This window comes from Phenylobacterium sp. (assembly GCF_025351295.1).
In the GTDB taxonomy this organism is placed as follows: domain Bacteria; phylum Pseudomonadota; class Alphaproteobacteria; order Caulobacterales; family Caulobacteraceae; genus Phenylobacterium.
The window spans coordinates 20,903-37,837 of record NZ_JANXWD010000093.1 but is presented as its reverse complement, the minus strand read 5'-3'; the positions used below and the strand labels follow the sequence as shown (position 1 = coordinate 37,837).

The window sequence follows — 16,935 nt, the reverse complement described above, 5'->3', positions numbered from 1 at the left end:
CGTAGTCTGGGTTGTGTGGGCCGGGCGTCGCCGCGGCCCGTCCGGAGGCTGGCGATGGCTGATGCCGCGATCGCGTTCGCGAACAACGACATGGTGCTGCTGGTCTGGCGCTATGGCCAGAAGCTGGACGGCTGCCTGGGGTTCAGCGTGCAGCGCAGGGCCGGGACGGCCAACGCGCCGGGCCGCTGGATCCCGCTGCCGGCCTGGGTGGGCTTCGAGGGCCAGGACAATCCCGCCTGGAAGGCCAGCGACACCGACATCTGGCCGATCCAGAAGTTCTCCTGGAAGGATCTCACCGCGCGGCGGGGCCGGACCTACAGCTATCGCATCGTGCCGATGATGGGGGCGGTGGGGGCGCTGACGCCTGACCTGGGCCGGGCGGTGGAGACGCCGCACCCGGTGGTCCTGTCGCCCAAGCGCGGCGTGTTCCGGACCTTCTTCAACCGCGGCATCCTGTCGACCCAGTTCGTCACCCACGCGCTGCCGAAGGCGGCGGACGGGTCGCCCGACACGGTGAGCCTGCTGACCCACGGGACCACGCCGGGCGACCCGCTGCGCGAGGCGCTGGCGGGCGACATCCTGACCGGTCTGCTCACCCTGCTGCGGCGGGTGAAGGTGTATGGCGGACGCTGCTACGCAGCGCTGTACGAGCTGGCGGACAAGCAGCTGCTGGCCGCGCTGGTGGAGTCTCCGGCGCTGAGCATCATTCTCAGCAACACCGGCGCCGACGACGCCGAGAACCATGACGCGCGCACCGCCCTGCACGCCCAGGCCGACACCCAGGTCACCGACCGCTTCATCACCAACGGCATCGGCCACAACAAGTTCGTGGTCTACGAGGATGCGCGCGGGGTCGCCCAGGCGGTGCTGCTGGGCAGCACCAACTGGACCTGGACGGCGCTGGTCGGCCAGTCGAACAACGCACTGATCGTGGAGTCGCCGGAGCTGGCGGCCCGCTATCTGGACTATTGGCGGCGGCTGAAGGCCGACACCCGCGCCGACGGCCATGGCCAGCAGGGCGAGCCGCTGCGGACGTCCGACAACCAGCCCGGCGACTGGTTCGCCATCGATCCCAAGGGCGCGCCGGACGCGCGGGCCAGGGTGTGGTTCTCGCCCAACACGGCGCGCAAGCGGGCCAGCCCGGTCCCGGCCCAGGAGCCCGCGCCCGGCGACCTGGCCGAGGTGTTCGCGCTGATGGACGCCGCTCAGCACGCGATCCTGTTCCTGGAGTTCCAGCCCGGCTCGCCCAGCGTGATCGACCATGCCGCGGCGATCTCCCTGGCGCGGCCGGACCTGTTCGTGCGCGGGGCGGTGACCGATCCGGCCGCGGCGCAGAACTTCCGCACGGTGCTGTTCCACCGGCCGGGCGCGGATCCCGAGGCGGTGGCGCCGGCCAGCGCGATCAAGGACCAGTTCGCCTTCTGGCAGGCGGAGCTGCTGAAGAGTTCGGCCGGCGCGCACGCCATCATCCACGACAAGATCGTGGTGATCGACCCGATCTCGCCGGACTGCGTGGTGGTCACCGGCAGCCACAACCAGGGCTACACGGCCTCGCACAACAACGACGAGAACCTGCTGATCGTGAAGGGCCACGGGCCGCTGGCCCAGGCCTATGCGGCCCATGTGATGGACATCTACGACCACTACCGGTTCCGGTTCATCCTGCAGGAGAAGGGGCATCAGGCCTTCTCCGGCCTGCACCGCGACGACGGCTGGCAGGACCCCTATTTCACCGGCACGCGGCTGGCGGACGAGAGCCGGCCGTGGGGGCTGTGAGCGCTAACCCAGAGCCAGGGCGGACCGCCGCGCGCGGGAGCGCAGCACCAGGATGATCACGGCGGCGATCGCGACGTTGCCCGCCACCACCGCGAGCCCGGCGTGGTAGGTCCCGGTCGCGTCCTTGGCGACGCCCCACAGCGCCGGGATCACGAACGAACCCAACTGACCCAGCGAGTTGATCGCCGCCACGCCGACCGCCGCTGAACGCGGGTGCAGTATCGCGCCGGGCGTCGTGAAGAACAGCGCAATGGCGGCGACATTGAACGCCGTGAAGGCGACGTAGCCGGCGATCACCAGAGCGGGCGCGTCGGTCAAGGCCATGAGCGCGAAGGCGGCGGCGATGACGACCATCGGCGCGGCCACGAAGGCGCCGCGGTGGCCGGTTCGGTCGGAGAGCCAGCCGTTGGTCAGGATCAGGGCGGCCCCGAACAGGTTGGCGCCGGCGGCGATGTAGCCGATGGCGTCGGCCGAAAGGCCGGTGGCGGTCCGGACGATCTGCGGCGCGGACAGGGTGAAGGCATAGCCCGATCCCAGGGCCAGGAAGTTCACCGCCACCAGGGCGGCGAAGGTCGGATTGAGCAGGGCGCGGAACGGATTGTGGTGATCGCCCGCGCGCCCCTCGGCGTCGGCGGCCAGCCGCTCCCCAAGCCAGGCCTTCTCGGCCGTCGAGAGCCAGCTGACCGTCTCCGGGCCGTCGGGCAGGCAGAACAGGATGACGCCGCTCAACAGCACCGCCGGCAGGCCCTCGGCCAGGAACAGCCACTGCCAGCCGGCCAGGCCCAGGCGGCCCTGCAGCCCCAGCAGGCTTCCGGCCACAGCCCCCATCAACGCCGCGCCCAGGGGCACGGCGAAGTAGAACCGGGTGATCGCCCGCGCCCGATACGTCTCCGGAAACCACAGGGTCACGTAGTAGAGCACGCCCGGGAAGAAGCCGGCCTCGGCCGCGCCCAGCAGGAAGCGTATCGTGTAGAACTGCCAGGGCGTCCGCACGAAGGCCATGCCCATGGCCAGGACGCCCCAGGTGATCATGATCCGCGCGATCCAGCGCCGCGCGCCGACCTTGGCGAGGATCATGTTGGAAGGGATTTCCAGCGCCGCGTAGCTCAGGAAGAACAGGCCGGCGCCCAGGCCGTAGACCGTGGCCGAGAACCCAAGGTCGCGGTTCATCTGCAGGGCCGCGAAGCTGATGTTGACGCGGTCGACGTAGGCGATGGCGTAGCCCAGCGCGATCAGCGGCAGCAGGCGCCAGGAGATCTTGCGCAAGGTCGCGGCCTCCGAGACCCCCTCGGCGGTCGTGGTCATAGCAAAGTCCCCCCGAACTCAGGCCGGCTACGGCGCCCGGTAGACCTCGATGGCATGTCCATCGGGATCGCGACAGCCGAACCATACGAAGGCGGTCTCTTGCGATGGGTGAAAGACAAGCTCACCCCTTAACTGCTCGCCAGAGAGGCTCGGATGTCGTCGAGGCTCCGAAGCAGTTGGAAGGGGTTGCTCGGGGAGGGGACAAAACCCCATCCGCGCCAGAACCCGACCGCCGCCTGATCGACCGCGTTCACGATCACCGCCCGTCCGCCTGTGAGATCGGCGCTGAGCACGATCCGCTCCAGGGCGTGAAGCACCAGCAGTCCGCTGAGACCTCTCCCCTGATGGCGGCGGTCCACCGCGAGTTGGCCGATGAGCAGGCAGGGCAGGGGATCGGGAGGCTGGCCGGTTCGGATCTTCCGCGGCGCCGCGCGAGGCGCGACCGCCGTGGGCGCCAACCCGTAGTAGGCAATGACCCTGCCCTCATCCCGGATCACCATGACGACAGAGAATCCGCGTTCCTGGTTCCGCAGCGCGCGTTCGCTGAGCCATCGATTCAGCGACGGCTTTCCGCAGTCGAAGTCGGAGATGTCGTGATGCGGGCCCAGCCGTTCGGGTTCGACGAGCAGGGCGCTACGCTCCCCGCAGCCGACGGGCCTTGCGCAGCCGATCGACCATTTCCGGAACGAGCTTGCCGGGCGCCGAGATCAGCGCCTTGAACGCGGCGAAGTGCTCAGCGGACATCCGGATCGTGGACTGCTCCATCAGCACCTGCTCCGCCGCCTGCACAGCCGCGTCGCGCATGAAGTCGGTTCGCGAACGCCCGCGCAGCTCCGCCGCCTGATCGATGATCGCCAGATCATCTTCGGGAAGGCGCATTGAGATGGGGGCTGGCATGGGCGGCTCGCTTCTGGACACCGGACTATAGTGCAAAATGCACTACAGATCAACGGTCCGAGCTCTCTGAGTGGCGGAGATGAAGCCGCCACGCTCCGGGCAGAAGTCCCAGCTTACAAACGTCCTACCGCGTCGCCGGCGCATGCGCATAGCCCAGCTGGTCGTTCAGGCGGTCCGGTACGGCGCCCGCCGTTTGCGCCGAACGCCGGGTCCGAAACCGGCGAGCGAATCGGAGCGCAACGTGATCAAGGATTGCATATCCCCTTGGCCCGGAGCCTTCGCCATGCCGACAAGACTCTTCATCGCCGCCCTGTCCGGGGCGTTGACGCTGTCCGGCGGCGCGATGGCTCAGGAGACGTCCGCAGCCTGGGACCCTGACCACATCGCCTGGCAGCGCACCGACCCGCAGGGAACCAGGTTCGCCCTGCTGGAGGGCGTTCGCGACAAGGCCGGCGTGTCATTCTCCTACGCCTTCTTCATTCCCGCCGGCGTCTGGAACGCGCCGCACTCGCATAGCGCCACGGCGCGGGTGTTCGTCGCCCGAGGCGTTCTGCGCATGGGATACGGCAACGTGCTGGATAAGGCCTCGGCCACCGCCTATCCGGCCGGCAGCTATGTGCTGGTGCCGGCGGGCGCGCGTCACTTCGACGGTTCGGACCAGGACACCGTGATCTTCGGCGTTGCGGTGGGGCCCTGGAGCACGACCTACCTCGATCCCAAGGCCGCAGGCTCCGCCGGGACTATTGCGCCGCCTGTTCCTGGGCGTAGCCGAGCTGCTCGTTGAGGCGTTCGAGGACGGTGATGGCCGCCTCCGGGATCACCGTGCCAGGGGTGAAGATGGCGGCGACGCCCATCTGCTTCAGGGTCTTGAAGTCCTCGGGCGGGATGACGCCGCCGACGAAGACCAGGATGTCCGCGCGACCGAGTTTCGCCAGCTCGGCCTGCAATTGGGGGACCATAGTCAGATGGCCGGCGGCCAGCGAACTGGCGCCCACCGCGTGGACGCCGGTTTCGACAGCCTCGGCGGCGGCCTCGGCGGGGGTCTGGAACAGGTCGCCGATCTCGACCTCGAAGCCCAGGTCCGCGAAGGCCGAGGCGATCACCTTCTGGCCGCGGTCGTGGCCGTCCTGGCCCATCTTGGCGACCATGATGCGGGGCCGCTTGCCGTCGGCCTGGGCGAAGGCGTCGGCCATGGCGCGGGCGCGGTCCGAAGCGGGGGTGGCGCCGGCCTCGCGCAGGTAGACGCCCTTGACCGCGTCGGCGTGGGCCTTGTGGCGCTTGAACACCTTCTCCAGCGCGAAGGAGATCTCGCCGACCGTGGCCATCGCCCGGGCGGCGTTGACGGCCAGTTCCAGCAGATTGGCCTTGCCCGAGGCGCCGGCGGTCAGCGCGTCCAGCGCGGCGGCCACGGCCTCCGGGTCGCGCTCGGCCTTCAGGCGGCGCAGCTTCTCCAGCTGGGCGTTGCGCACGGCGGTGTTGTCGACCTTGAGCACCGGCAGGTCGTCGGGAACGTCGGGGCGGTAGCGGTTCACGCCCACCACGCTCTGCTGGCCCGAGTCGATCCGCGCCTGGGTGCGGGCCGAGGCCTCCTCGATGCGCCGCTTGGGCAGGCCGTTCTCGATGGCCTTGGCCATGCCGCCTAGGGCCTCGACCTCGGCAATGTGGATCAGCGCGCGCTCGGCCAGGTCGGCGGTCAGGCGCTCGACGTAGTAGCTGCCGCCCCAGGGGTCGACGACCCGGTCCTGGCCGCTCTCCATCTGCAGGAACAGCTGGGTGTTGCGGGCGATCCGCGCCGAGAAGTCGGTCGGCAGCGCCAGGGCCTCGTCCAGGGAGTTGGTGTGCAGGCTCTGGGTCTGGCCGCCGACCGCGCCCATGGCCTCGACGGCGGTGCGGGGCACATTGTTGTAGACGTCCTGGGCCGCCAGCGACCAGCCGCTGGTCTGGGTGTGGGCGCGCAGCGACAGCGAGCGGGCGTCCTTCGGGTCGAACTCGGCCCTCATCAGCCTGGTCCATAGCAGGCGCGCGGCCCGCTGCTTGGCGACCACCATGAACATGTTCATGCCGGCGCACCAGAAGAACGACAGGCGCGGCGCGAACTGGTCGACGGTCATGCCCGCCGCGACGCCCGCGCGGACATATTCGATGCCGTCGGCCAGCGTGTAGGCCAGCTCCAGGTCCAGCGTCGCCCCGGCTTCCTGCATGTGGTAGCCGCTGATCGAGATCGAGTTGAAGCGCGGCATCTCCTTGGACGTGTACGCGAAAATGTCGGCCACGATCCGCATCGAGGGGGTCGGCGGGTAGATGTAGGTGTTCCGGGTCAGGAACTCCTTCAGGATGTCGTTCTGGATGGTGCCGGCGAGCTTCTCGTGCGGGACGCCCTGTTCCTCGGCCGCCACGATGTAGAGCGCCAGGATTGGCAGCACCGCGCCGTTCATGGTCATCGACACGCTCATCTTGTCGAGCGGGATGCCGTCGAACAGGGTCCGCATGTCGTAGATGCTGTCGATCGCCACGCCCGCCATGCCGACATCGCCGGCGACGCGCGGGTGGTCGGAGTCGTAGCCCCGGTGGGTGGCCAGGTCGAAGGCGATGGACAGGCCCATCTGCCCGGCCGCCAGGTTGCGGCGGTAGAAGGCGTTGGAATCCTCGGCCGTGGAGAAGCCTGCGTACTGGCGGATGGTCCACGGGTTGGTGGCGTACATGGTCGGATAGGGGCCGCGCACGAACGGCGCCAGGCCCGGGAAGCCGCCCATGGCCGGGAAGCCCTCGATATCGGCGGCGCTGTACGCCGGGCGGACGGCGATACCCTCGGGCGTGTTCCAGGGCTCCGCCTGGGCCGGCGGCGTGGCGGGCGAGGGGCCGTCGAAGGGCAGGGTGGCGAAATCGGGGAAGGGGGTCATGGGAACATCATCCTTCCCCCGCTTGCGGGGGAAATGTCGCCTATGCCCGAAGGGCGGGCGACAATGGGGGAGACATGCCGAGCGGCGTCCCCCATCGGCCGCTCGCCTGCGGCGTCGGGCCGCTTTCCCCCGCATGCGGGGGAAGGTTTGAGGCTTCTCAAGCCGCCACCTCGTAGCGTTGCGACAGCCGCATGGGCTTGAGCGGCACGCAGACGCTGTCCGGGCCGGGCAGGCGGGCGGAGGACTGGTCGGCGGGCGGGGCGGCGGGCTCGAACTCGGCGGTGGCGTCGGCGGTGGGCGGGAAGACGGTGACCCCGAGGATTTTCGGCTCGCCGCGGGCCGTCACGGCGGCCGCCACCTCGGTGGCGATCAGACCGGACTGCAGGGCGGCGATCAGGCCGCCGGCCGCCTCGATGGCCTGCAGGCGCTCCCAGGCGGCCCGCGCGATCTCGTCGGTGAGCGCCTCGAGGTAGCCCGACCCGGCGGCGGGGTCGGCGACGCGGCCGATATTGGCCTCCTCCATCAGCACCAGCTGGGTGTTGCGGCTCTGGCGGCGCGCGAAGGCGGTGGGCAGGCCCAGCGCATCGGTGAAATGACCCAGCACCACGGCGTCGGCGCCCCCGGTCGCCGCCCCGAACCCGGCGGCGGCCAGGCGGATCATGTTGGTCCAGGGGTCCTGGGCGGTAAGCATGCGGCGCGAGGCCCGGGCCTCGACGCGGCCCTGCGGGGCGGCGCCGGAAGCGATGGCTAGGCGGGCGAACACCGCGCGGGCGGCGCGCAGTTTGGCCATCGCCACGAAGTAGTCGGCGTCGGCGCTGAGCCCCAGGGTGATCCGCGCGAAGGCCTCGGCCACCGGCAGGCCGGCGCGGACCAGGGCCTTGGCGTAGGCGACGGCGGCGGTGGCGGCGACCGCCACCTCCAGGGCCTCGCCGGCTCCGGCCTCATGGGCGACCCGGCCGGAGGCGAGGAACAACTGCGCCTGGGGATAGGTCTGGGCCAGACGCACGGCGACGGTGGCGGCGCTGGCCAGATGGCTCTCGATGGGCCCGGGACTACCGCCGGCCTCGGCGAAGGCGCCTAGCGGGTCGAGGTTGAAGTTCAGCAGCGCGGCCGGCGAGGACTTGGCCACCGCATGCAGGGCCTCGGCCGCCCTGGGGCCCAGCAAGCCGGCGTCCAGGCCCACCGGCGCCAGCTCGACGACGACGCCGTTCAGGGCGCGGGTCAGCGCCTCGGCCGTGGCGTGGCCCTTGACGATCACCGAGGCCGCGCCGCCCTCCAGGTCGGCCAGCAGCTCGGCGTTGACCCGGGCCGGGTCGGGATGGGCCGACAGGGTGCGCGCGTCCCAGGGCCGGTCGGCGTCGAACGGGCGCGGCGGGAAGGTGGCGGGATGGTCGGCGGCGGCGTAGAGCGGCGCGATCGCCAAGCCCTCGACGGTGGCCCGCGCCAAGCTCTCGAACGGCTTGTCGCCCAGGGTCTTGGCGACCAGGGCGCGCCAGGCGTCCTCGCCGGCGGGCGGGAATCCGGGGTCCAGAAGACGAGCGTCGGCCATGCCCCGGAATTGCGCCCGCGCGCCCGCGGGCGTCAAGTTCACGCAGGGGTAGCCGGGCGGCACGGCGACAAAGCGTTGCATTCAGCCTGCCAGAACGGGCAGGCTGTCCGAGCCTCCAGCGTCCCGCGAGCAGTTGCGGCGCGCCTCACTTTGTGCGTACGACGTAAATATTCAATAGGATCGAAGGACCCGTCCATGGCCCTGCCACCCGTTCTCCGCGACCGCCTCCGTCTGCCGGTGATCGCCAGCCCGCTGTTCATCATCTCCGTGCCCGAACTGGTGATCGCCCAGTGTAAGGCCGGCGTGGTGGGCTCGTTCCCCGCGCTCAACGCGCGGCCGGCCTCGATGCTGGACGAGTGGCTGCACCAGATCACCGAAGAACTGGCCATCTGGGACCGCGACCATCCGGACACGCCCTCGGCGCCGTTCGCCGTGAACCACATCGTCCACAAGACCAGCGACCGGCTGATGCATGACGTCGAGGCCACGACCAAGTGGAAGGTCCCGATCATCATCACCTCGCTGGGCGCGCGGGAGGACGTGAACGCCGCGGTCCACTCCTACGGCGGCGTCGTGCTGCATGACGTGATCACCGACCGGTTCGCCCGCAAGGCCATCGAGAAGGGCGCGGACGGCCTGATCCCGGTGGCGGCGGGCGCTGGCGGCCACGCCGGGTCGCTGTCGCCCTTCGCCCTGGTGGGCGGCCTGCGGGAGTGGTTCGACGGGCCCATCGCGCTCTCGGGCGCCATCGCCAACGGCCGCTCGATCCTGGGCGCCCAGGCCATGGGCGCGGACCTGGCCTATGTGGGCTCTGCCTTCATCGCCACCCAGGAAGCGGCGGCCGGGCAGCCCTACAAGGACATGATCGTCGCCTCGAGCGGGGAGGACATTGTCTACACCAACCTGTTCACCGGGGTGCACGGCAACTACCTGGGCCCGTCCATCGTCGCGTCCGGCCTGGACCCCAGCGACCTGCCCAAGTCGGACCCCTCGGCGATGAATTTCGGCTCCGGCGGCAACCAGAAGTCCAAGGCCTGGCGCGACATCTGGGGCTGCGGCCAGGGGATCGGGGCGGTGAAGCACATCCCCACCGCCGGCGAACTGGTCGCTCGGCTGTCCGAGGAATACGAGGCGGCCAAGGCGGAACTGGCGGCCAAGACCGCCTTCACCGCCGGCCGCGTCCTGATGGCGGCGGAGTAGAGGCGACCAGGCGCGCGCCCGAAGCGGGTCGCCGGAGTCATAGATTTTCTGTGACGGTCTTCAGCTTATTCCCACTTAACGACTAGGAATAGGCGACATAGCTTCACCCTCAGACGGCTGAGGGAGAACTTATGTCCGCGCATCCATTGCATCGCCTGGTGGCGAGCGCTGGCCTGGCCGCGCTGCTCGGCGCCGCCGCACCGGCCGCGCGGGCGCAGCCGGCGGTGGCGACCGCCGGGGCGGCGCCGGTGGCGATCAGCCAGGAGCAGCTGCTGGCCCTGGTCGGGCGGCTGGACGCGCTGGAGAAGCACAACGAGGAGCTGGAAGGCCAGATTCTCGACCTGAAGGCGCAGGCGGCCGGCAACAACCAGGCGATCCGCGAGCAGGTCAACAATGCGCCGACGGTCTCACTGGCCAACGGTCGGCCGACCTTCGCGAGCGCCGACGGCCAGTTCACGGCCTCGATCCGCGGCATCGTCCAGCTGGACGCCGCCCACTATGACCAGCATAGCCCGGGCCCGCTGGCCACCGACTTCCGGCGCGGCTCGGTGGGCGACGCCACCGAGGCGGACCGGGCCCGCGACCTGGGCGACGGGACGAATTTCCGCCGCGCCCGGTTCGGGGTCGAGGGCAAGGCCTGGGGCGACTGGAACTACAACCTGCTGTTCGACTTCGGCGGCTCAGGCGTCGAGGACGTCGGCAAGATCACCAACGCCTATGTGGAATACGCCGGCTTCACCCCGGTGAAGCTGCGGGTCGGGGCGTTCGCGCCCACCACCGGCCTGGAGGACGCGACCGCCAACACGGCCTCGCTGTTCCCGGAGCGGCCGGCGGTGGCGGAACTGGTGCGCGGCCTGGCCGGCGGCGATGGGCGCACCGGCGCCGCGGTGCTGGCCAACGGCGACCGCTGGAGCATGTTCGGGGCGATCACCGGCAACACCATCGCCGTCCAGACTTTCGACGAGCAGCTGGGCTTCGTCGGGCGGCTGACCTACGTGCCCTACAAGGACGCCGACAACCTGGTCCACATCGGCGCCAGCGCCAACATCGTGATCAACCCGGCGGCCACCGGCCCGGACGTGGCGCCGGCCGGGGCGGCGACGCCGATCCGGCTGCGCGAGCGGCCGGAGCTGCGGGTCGACGGCACGCGGCTGGTGGACACCGGCAACATCGACGCCGACGACGTGCGCGCCTACGGCCTGGAGGGCGGGCTGCAGCACAGGCAGTTCAGCCTGGCCGGCGAGTACTTCTGGCTGGACGTGAACCGCCGCGCCAGCGTGCTGGCCGACCCCAGCTTCGACGGCTGGTACCTGCAAGGCGCCTGGACCCTGACCGGCCAGCCGCGTCGCTACAATGTGGCGGCCGGCGGCTTCGACGCCCCCAAGATCGACAAACCCTTCAGCCTGAGGGAGAAAAACTGGGGCGTCTGGGAGCTCGCGGCCCGCTATTCCGAGCTGAACCTGGACTACCGCGCCGGCCTGGCCGGGACCGCCCAGGCCACCTCGTCGATCCGCGGCGGGGACCAGAAGATCTTCACGCTCGGGCTCAACTGGTACGCCAACAGCAATGTGCGTTTCCTCGCCGACTACCAGCGTGTTGATGTGAACCGGCTGTCGGCTGGCGGAACCGCCTTCGGCGCGGGCGCACTCACGCCGCCGGCGGGAGCGCAGATCGGCCAGACCCTCAACATCTGGTCCTTCCGCACCCAGTACGCGTTCTAGGCCGAACTTAGGGACCCCCAAGCCTATGACCCACGACCTCACCCTGAGCCGCCGCAGCCTGCTCGCCACCGGCGGCGCCGGCGCCGTCGGCGCCCTGCTGCCGGGCGTCGCCCTGGCGCAAAGGGCCAAGCCCGTCACCCTGCTGAACGTCAGCTACGACCCCACCCGGGAGCTCTACAAGGACATCAACGCCGCCTACATCGACTACTGGAAGGGCAGGACCGGCCAGGTGCTGACCATCCAGCAGAGCCACGGCGGGTCGGGCAAGCAGGCGCGCTCGGTGATCGACGGGCTGCAGGCCGATGTGGTGACCCTGGCGCTGGCGGCCGACATCGACGAGATCGCGACCCGGGCCAAGCTGCTGCCGGCCAACTGGCAGACCCGGCTGCCCAACAACTCGACGCCCTACACCTCGACGATCGTGTTCCTGGTGCGCAAGGGCAACCCCTGGAAGGTCCGCGACTGGCCGGACCTGGTGAAGCCGGGGATCGGGGTGATCACCGCCAACCCGAAGACTTCCGGCGGTGCGCGCTGGGCCTATCTGGCGGCCTATGCGGCGGCGGCCAAGGCGGGCGGCGGCGACGCGGCGGCCCAGGCCTATATGTCGAAGCTGTTCAAGAATGTCCCGGTGCTGGACACCGGCGCGCGGGGCGCCACCACCACCTTCGCCCAGCGCAGGATCGGCGACGTTCTGCTGTCGTGGGAGAACGAGGCCTATCTGACCCTCGACGAGTTCGGGCCGAACTTCGACATCGTCTATCCGTCAAGCTCGATCCTGGCCGAGCCGCCGGTGGCGCTGATCGACAAGAACGTCGACCGGCACAAGACCCGCGAGCAGGCGACCGGCTACCTGAACTTCCTCTACAGCCCGCGCGCCCAGGACATCATCGGCAAGCACCACTTCCGGCCGCGCGAAGCGGCGGCGGCGGCCAAGTACGCCGCCTCGTTCAAGCCGATCCCGCTGGTCACCATCGATGGCGCGTTCGGCGGCTGGAAGAAGGCCCAGGCGACGCACTTCGCCGACGGCGGGGTGTTCGACAAGATCTATAAGCCGTCGTGACCGACTTCGTCGCCTCGCCCCCGGTGATCCGTCCGGGTGGGACCGTGAGGCCCCGCCCGCGGCGTTGGAAGGAACACTCGATCCTGCCGGGCTTCGGGCTCTCGCTGGGCGTGACGCTGATCTACCTGGGCCTGATCGTGCTGCTGCCGCTGGGCGTGCTGGCGATGCGGCCGTGGGAGATCGGGCTGGACGGGATCGTCAGGACCCTGACCGACGCGCGGGTGGCGGCGGCGCTGAAGATCACCTTCGGGATCTCATTCCTGGCGGCCCTGACCAACGGGCCGCTGGGCCTGCTGATCGCCTGGACCCTGACCCGCTACGAGTTTCCCGGCCGGCGGATCATGGACGCCCTTGTGGACCTGCCGTTCGCGCTGCCGACGGCGGTGGCCGGGATCGCGCTGACCACGCTCTATGCGCCCACCGGGCCGCTGGGGGCCCTGGCCGCGAAGATCGGCATCAAGACCGCCTATTCGCCGCTCGGCATCTTCATCGCCCTGGTATTCATCGGCCTGCCGTTCGTGGTGCGCTCGATCCAGCCGGTGCTGCAGGACCTGGACCGCGGCGTCGAGGAGGCGGCCCAGACCCTAGGCGCCACCGACCTGCAGCGGATCGCCTATGTGGTGATCCCGGCGCTAGGGCCGGCGATCCTGTCGGGGATCAGCCTGGCGTTCGCCCGGGCGGTCGGCGAGTACGGCTCGGTGATCTTCATCGCCGGCAATATGCCGATGAAGACCGAGATCGCGCCGCTGCTGATCGTCATCAAGCTTGAGCAGTACGACTACGCCGGCGCGGCGGCGATCGGGGTGGCCATGGTGGCGATCTCGTTCGGCGCGCTGATCGGGATGAACATCCTGCAGATGGCCCTGGCGCGCCGGGGGCGCACATGATCGACGCCGTCGCGCCCGGCGCCTCGCGCCCGCTGTTCCGCATCGTCCTGCCGGGGATCGCGCCCCTGATGCTGCTGGCCTCGGCCGCGGCGATGGCCGGGCTGATCCTGCTGCCGCTGGGGGTGGTGTTCCAGGAGGCGCTGGCCAAGGGCCTGATGCCTTACCTGGCCGCCCTCAAGGAAACGGACGCCATCGCGGCGGTGAAGCTGACCCTGCTGGTGGCGGCGATCTCGGTGCCGCTGAACGCGGTGTTCGGGGTGGCGGCGGCCTGGACGATCACCAAGTTCGAGTTTCGCGGCAAGAGCGTCCTGCTGACCCTGATCGACCTGCCGTTCTCGATCTCGCCGGTGGTCTCGGGCCTGGTCTGGGTGCTGCTGTTCGGGGCCCAGGGGATCTTCGGGACCTGGCTGATCGATCACGACGTGAAGATCATCTTCGCCACGCCGGGCCTGGTGCTGGCGACCATCCTGGTCACCTTCCCGTTCGTGGCCCGCGAGCTGATCCCGCTGATGCAGGAGCAGGGCTCGGACGAGGAGGCCGCCGCCCTGACGCTCGGCGCCAGCGGCTTCACCACCTTCTGGCGGGTGACCCTGCCCAACATCAAATGGGCGCTGCTCTACGGCGTCCTGCTCTGCAACGCGCGCGCGATGGGCGAGTTCGGCGCGGTCTCGGTCGTTTCCGGCCATATCCGCGGGCTCACCAACACGCTGCCCCTTCACGTCGAGGTGCTTTACAATGACTATGACTCCGTCGGCGCCTTCGCCGCAGCGTCCATCTTGGCCGGCCTCGGGATCATCACGCTTGTCCTCAAGACCGTCCTCGAATGGCGTCATTCCGGTGAACTTTCGGCGAGCCGAAAGCACTGACGAGCGCCTGGCCCTGGAGATCAAGGGCGTCTCCAAGCAGTACGGCCGCTTCCCGGCGCTGAAGGACGTGTCGCTGCAGGCCAAGGACAAGGAGTTCCTGGCGCTGCTGGGGCCGTCCGGGTCGGGCAAAACCACGCTGCTGCGGGTGCTGGCCGGGCTGGAGGAACCCGACGCCGGTGAGGTGCGGTTTGGCGGCGAGGATTTCCTGGCCCTGCCGGTGCGCCTGCGGAAGGTGGGCATGGTGTTCCAGCACTACGCCCTGTTCCGCCACATGACCGTGGCCCAGAACATCGCCTTCGGCCTGACCGTGCGCCGCCGCTCGGAGAAGCCGTCGAAGTCGGAGATCGGCGACCGGGTCGCCGACCTGCTGTCGCTGGTGCAGCTCGAGGGCCTGGAGAAGCGGTTCCCGTCGCAGCTGTCCGGCGGCCAGCGCCAGCGCGTGGCGCTGGCCCGGGCGCTGGCGATCGAGCCCAAGATGCTGCTGCTGGACGAGCCGTTCGGGGCCCTGGACGCCCAGGTACGGCGCGAACTGCGCCGTTGGCTACGGGAACTGCACGACAAGGCGGGGGTCACCACCGTCTTCGTCACCCACGACCAGGAGGAGGCCCTGGACCTGGCCGACCGGGTGGCGATCCTGAAGGACGGCCAGCTGATCCAGCTGGGCACGCCCAACGAGGTCTATGAGCATCCGGCCACGCCGTTCGTGTTCGACTTCCTGGGCGCCGCCTGCCGGATGCCGGGCGTCGTCGACGGCAGCCGCCTGCTGGTCGCCGACTGGGAGTCCGAGGCGCCGAAGGGGGCGCCGCAGGGCCCGGTCGACGTGTTCTTCCGCCCGGACGAGGTGGCCTTCGCGCCCCTCGATGGCGCGGGGCTGGCGGCCGAGGTGCGCGGGGTCACCCAGCGCGGGCCCGACGTGCGCATCGACTGCCTGATAGAGGGCCAGACCGTCGAGCTGCAGGCCCACGGCCCGACCCTGCCGCCAGGGGTAGCGACGGGCCTGCCGGTGCGCATCAAGCCGCTGCGTCCCCAGGTTTACGCGGCGGGCTGACGCCTTCTGGGCGAGTCGTGCGTTGAGGGGGCATGACTGAAACCACCGCTCAACGCCGCTTCTCGGTCCATGGCGTGGCCGAGGGCGCCTCGCGCGCCCACATCGTCGAAGGCGCCAGCTTCGAGGACGCCGCGCTCAGCTTCGTGGAGCACCAGCATCCCGTCGCGGACGACGACGTCAGCCTCTACGTCGAGGACTGCGAGACCGGGGAGCGACAGTGCTTCCGGGTCGATCCGGAGACCGGCGAGACGGCCCCATGTGACTAGGCCTCGCGGTCTTGCCCCCTGGTTGCCCTTCCGAGCGCATTGTTTGCTGATGATTTGCGGGCGCCGTTGTGGATGGCCTCCGCAACGGCGGAGACGAGCGGATTGGTCGGATGAGAGCCGTAGCTCATCAGCCGCCGCAGGAGCTTCTCGAACTCAGAATAGACGACACTGCGCGCCTGCGCCGCTTCGGCCAGTCGCTCGATCTCATCGGCCGTCGACCGGATCGCCTGCGTCCGGCGGGCCTTTTCCTCGGGCGTGAGGAGCCGGGCTCCGTCCGTCACGGCGATCTCCGCGTGCTGCCTGACGTAGCGAGCCACCGCACCTAGCGCGTGGGCCGCCGGCGTCGGCAGGGAGTAGCTGGTGCTTCGGCCGCCCTTGCGGTCCTTCATGAGGACCCCCCGCCTTGTGAGATCCTCGATATCGCGGAGCGCGGTGTCAGGCGAAGTCCTGGTGAGAACGGCCCATTTCGAAGACGTCAGGTTGCCTTCGAAGCCCTCAAGCAGCCTGTTCAGAACCAACGCCTGCCGGGCCGAGATCGGCTCCATGGCGATGGAATCCCAGAACCTGGCCTTGCGTATGACCGCAGCGAGGATCGCTTCGGCGCCGTTGAAGGCGCGGTCGAGGCAATCGAGGAACCACAGGAGCCAGTCGGTGATGTCAAGGCCGCCCTTCTGGGTGGTCTCGAGCGCCTTGTAGTACGCTTCGCGCTCGGCGCGGATTTGGGACGACATGCTGTAGAAGCGCTGGGGGCTCTCTTCGGATCGCGCCAGGGCCATGTCGGCAATGGCCCGTGCGATGCGCCCATTCCCATCCTCGAAGGGATGGACTGTGACGAACCACAGGTGGGCGACGGCCGCCTCCAAGACGGGATCCATGGCCTTACTTGCGTTGAGCGCCTTGAGGAACGCCGACATTTCGGCCGGCAGTCTTCCAGCCTCCGGCGCCTCGAAGTGGACCCGCCCGCGGTTGATCGGCCCGGAGACGACCTGCATTGGGCCGCTGTCGGTCGTGCGCCATCCTGCGACGACGATCCGGTGCATGCCGCTGTGGCCCGTTGGGAAGAGGGCGGCATGCCACGCGAACAACCGCTCCGTCGTGAGCGGCGCGTCGTAGTTTTGGGTGGCGTCGAGCATCATCTCGACGATGCCTTCGACACTTCGGTCTGCTGCGGCCAAGCCGCCTATGTCCATGCCGAGGCGACGTGCGATCGAAGATCGGACCTGATCCCGGTCAAGATTTTCCCCCTCGATCTCGCTGGACTTGATGACCTCCTCGGTGAGGTTGGCGAGGACAGCTTCTTCGCGCAGCTGGAAGCCGAGCGCGCGCATCCTCCCGATGAGAAGGCCCTGATGACGGCTGACGGAGACGAGCCGTTCGGAAACGTGTTCGACGTTCCAACGGAATTCCGGCCACGCATCTAGTTCGTAGATGTAGTCAGACATTCCCCGCATCTCCTGCGG

At 69.6% G+C, this 16,935-nt stretch carries 15 protein-coding genes; 9 read left to right on the top strand and 6 right to left on the bottom strand.

Annotated features, from left to right (window positions below):
* The first annotated feature begins 54 nt into the window (after positions 1-54).
* Positions 55-1,776, top strand: coding sequence for a phospholipase D-like domain-containing protein (locus tag Q0R13_RS13010; protein ID WP_293904544.1), 1,722 nt, complete (start codon positions 55-57; stop codon positions 1,774-1,776).
* 3 nt (positions 1,777-1,779) lie between these two features.
* Here the strand turns inward: Q0R13_RS13010 and Q0R13_RS13005 are convergent, their stop codons facing one another.
* The 3 genes from Q0R13_RS13005 to Q0R13_RS12995 all read right to left on the bottom strand — a co-directional run bounded on the left by Q0R13_RS13005 (position 1,780) and on the right by Q0R13_RS12995 (position 3,978).
* On the bottom strand, positions 1,780-3,081 hold the full coding sequence (locus Q0R13_RS13005) for an MFS transporter (protein WP_293904542.1): 1,302 nt from the start codon (positions 3,079-3,081) through the stop codon (positions 1,780-1,782).
* A 128-nt stretch (positions 3,082-3,209) separates the two neighbouring features.
* The gene (locus Q0R13_RS13000; protein ID WP_293904570.1) at positions 3,210-3,614 is read right to left on the bottom strand and encodes a GNAT family N-acetyltransferase; all 405 of its coding nucleotides are present in this window, start codon (positions 3,612-3,614) and stop codon (positions 3,210-3,212) included.
* 100 nt (positions 3,615-3,714) lie between these two features.
* On the bottom strand, positions 3,715-3,978 hold the full coding sequence (locus Q0R13_RS12995; RefSeq protein ID WP_293904540.1) for a DUF1778 domain-containing protein: 264 nt from the start codon (positions 3,976-3,978) through the stop codon (positions 3,715-3,717).
* 283 nt (positions 3,979-4,261) lie between these two features.
* Here Q0R13_RS12995 and Q0R13_RS12990 point away from each other — a divergent pair, with 283 nt between their 5' ends.
* Positions 4,262-4,762: a cupin domain-containing protein gene (locus Q0R13_RS12990; RefSeq protein WP_293904538.1), complete on the top strand. Its 501-nt coding sequence runs from the start codon at positions 4,262-4,264 to the stop codon at positions 4,760-4,762.
* Here the strand turns inward: Q0R13_RS12990 and scpA are convergent.
* Together scpA and Q0R13_RS12980 are read right to left on the bottom strand one after the other, a co-directional pair.
* Positions 4,719-6,878 carry a methylmalonyl-CoA mutase gene (scpA, locus tag Q0R13_RS12985; protein WP_293904536.1) on the bottom strand — a complete coding sequence of 720 codons (2,160 nt, stop codon included), beginning with the start codon at positions 6,876-6,878 and terminating at the stop codon, positions 4,719-4,721. The two genes, Q0R13_RS12990 and scpA, sit on opposite strands and share 44 nt — an antisense overlap.
* A 157-nt stretch (positions 6,879-7,035) precedes the next feature.
* Positions 7,036-8,427: a methylmalonyl-CoA mutase family protein gene (locus Q0R13_RS12980; protein ID WP_293904568.1), complete on the bottom strand. Its 1,392-nt coding sequence runs from the start codon at positions 8,425-8,427 to the stop codon at positions 7,036-7,038.
* A gap of 195 nt (positions 8,428-8,622) precedes the next feature.
* On the opposite strand from Q0R13_RS12980, the gene Q0R13_RS12975 reads away from it, so the two are divergent.
* The 7 genes from Q0R13_RS12975 (at position 8,623) to Q0R13_RS12945 (ending at position 15,475) form a co-directional block, all read left to right on the top strand.
* Entirely contained in the window at positions 8,623-9,627 is a 1,005-nt protein-coding gene (locus Q0R13_RS12975) for a nitronate monooxygenase family protein (RefSeq protein ID WP_293904534.1), read from the top strand.
* A gap of 131 nt (positions 9,628-9,758) precedes the next feature.
* On the top strand, positions 9,759-11,348 hold the full coding sequence (locus Q0R13_RS12970; RefSeq protein ID WP_293904532.1) for a porin: 1,590 nt from the start codon (positions 9,759-9,761) through the stop codon (positions 11,346-11,348).
* Positions 11,349-11,373: 25 nt separating this feature from the next.
* On the top strand, positions 11,374-12,408 hold the full coding sequence (locus tag Q0R13_RS12965; protein ID WP_293904530.1) for a sulfate ABC transporter substrate-binding protein: 1,035 nt from the start codon (positions 11,374-11,376) through the stop codon (positions 12,406-12,408).
* Positions 12,409-12,488: 80 nt separating this feature from the next.
* Positions 12,489-13,295: a sulfate ABC transporter permease subunit CysT gene (cysT, locus tag Q0R13_RS12960; protein ID WP_366852911.1), complete on the top strand. Its 807-nt coding sequence runs from the start codon at positions 12,489-12,491 to the stop codon at positions 13,293-13,295.
* Positions 13,296-13,363: 68 nt separating this feature from the next.
* Positions 13,364-14,161: a sulfate ABC transporter permease subunit CysW gene (gene cysW, locus Q0R13_RS12955; protein WP_293904567.1), complete on the top strand. Its 798-nt coding sequence runs from the start codon at positions 13,364-13,366 to the stop codon at positions 14,159-14,161.
* Between the two features lie 7 nt (positions 14,162-14,168).
* Positions 14,169-15,209 carry a sulfate/molybdate ABC transporter ATP-binding protein gene (locus Q0R13_RS12950; protein WP_293904566.1) on the top strand — a complete coding sequence of 347 codons (1,041 nt, stop codon included), beginning with the start codon at positions 14,169-14,171 and terminating at the stop codon, positions 15,207-15,209.
* A gap of 32 nt (positions 15,210-15,241) precedes the next feature.
* On the top strand, positions 15,242-15,475 hold the full coding sequence (locus Q0R13_RS12945; RefSeq protein ID WP_293904526.1) for a DUF5961 family protein: 234 nt from the start codon (positions 15,242-15,244) through the stop codon (positions 15,473-15,475).
* On the opposite strand, the gene Q0R13_RS12940 is transcribed toward Q0R13_RS12945, so the two are convergent.
* Positions 15,472-16,917 (bottom strand): Fic family protein, encoded by a 1,446-nt coding sequence (locus tag Q0R13_RS12940; RefSeq protein WP_293904524.1) that lies wholly within the window; start codon positions 16,915-16,917, stop codon positions 15,472-15,474. The genes Q0R13_RS12945 and Q0R13_RS12940 overlap by 4 nt on opposite strands.
* Positions 16,918-16,935: the final 18 nt, after the last annotated feature.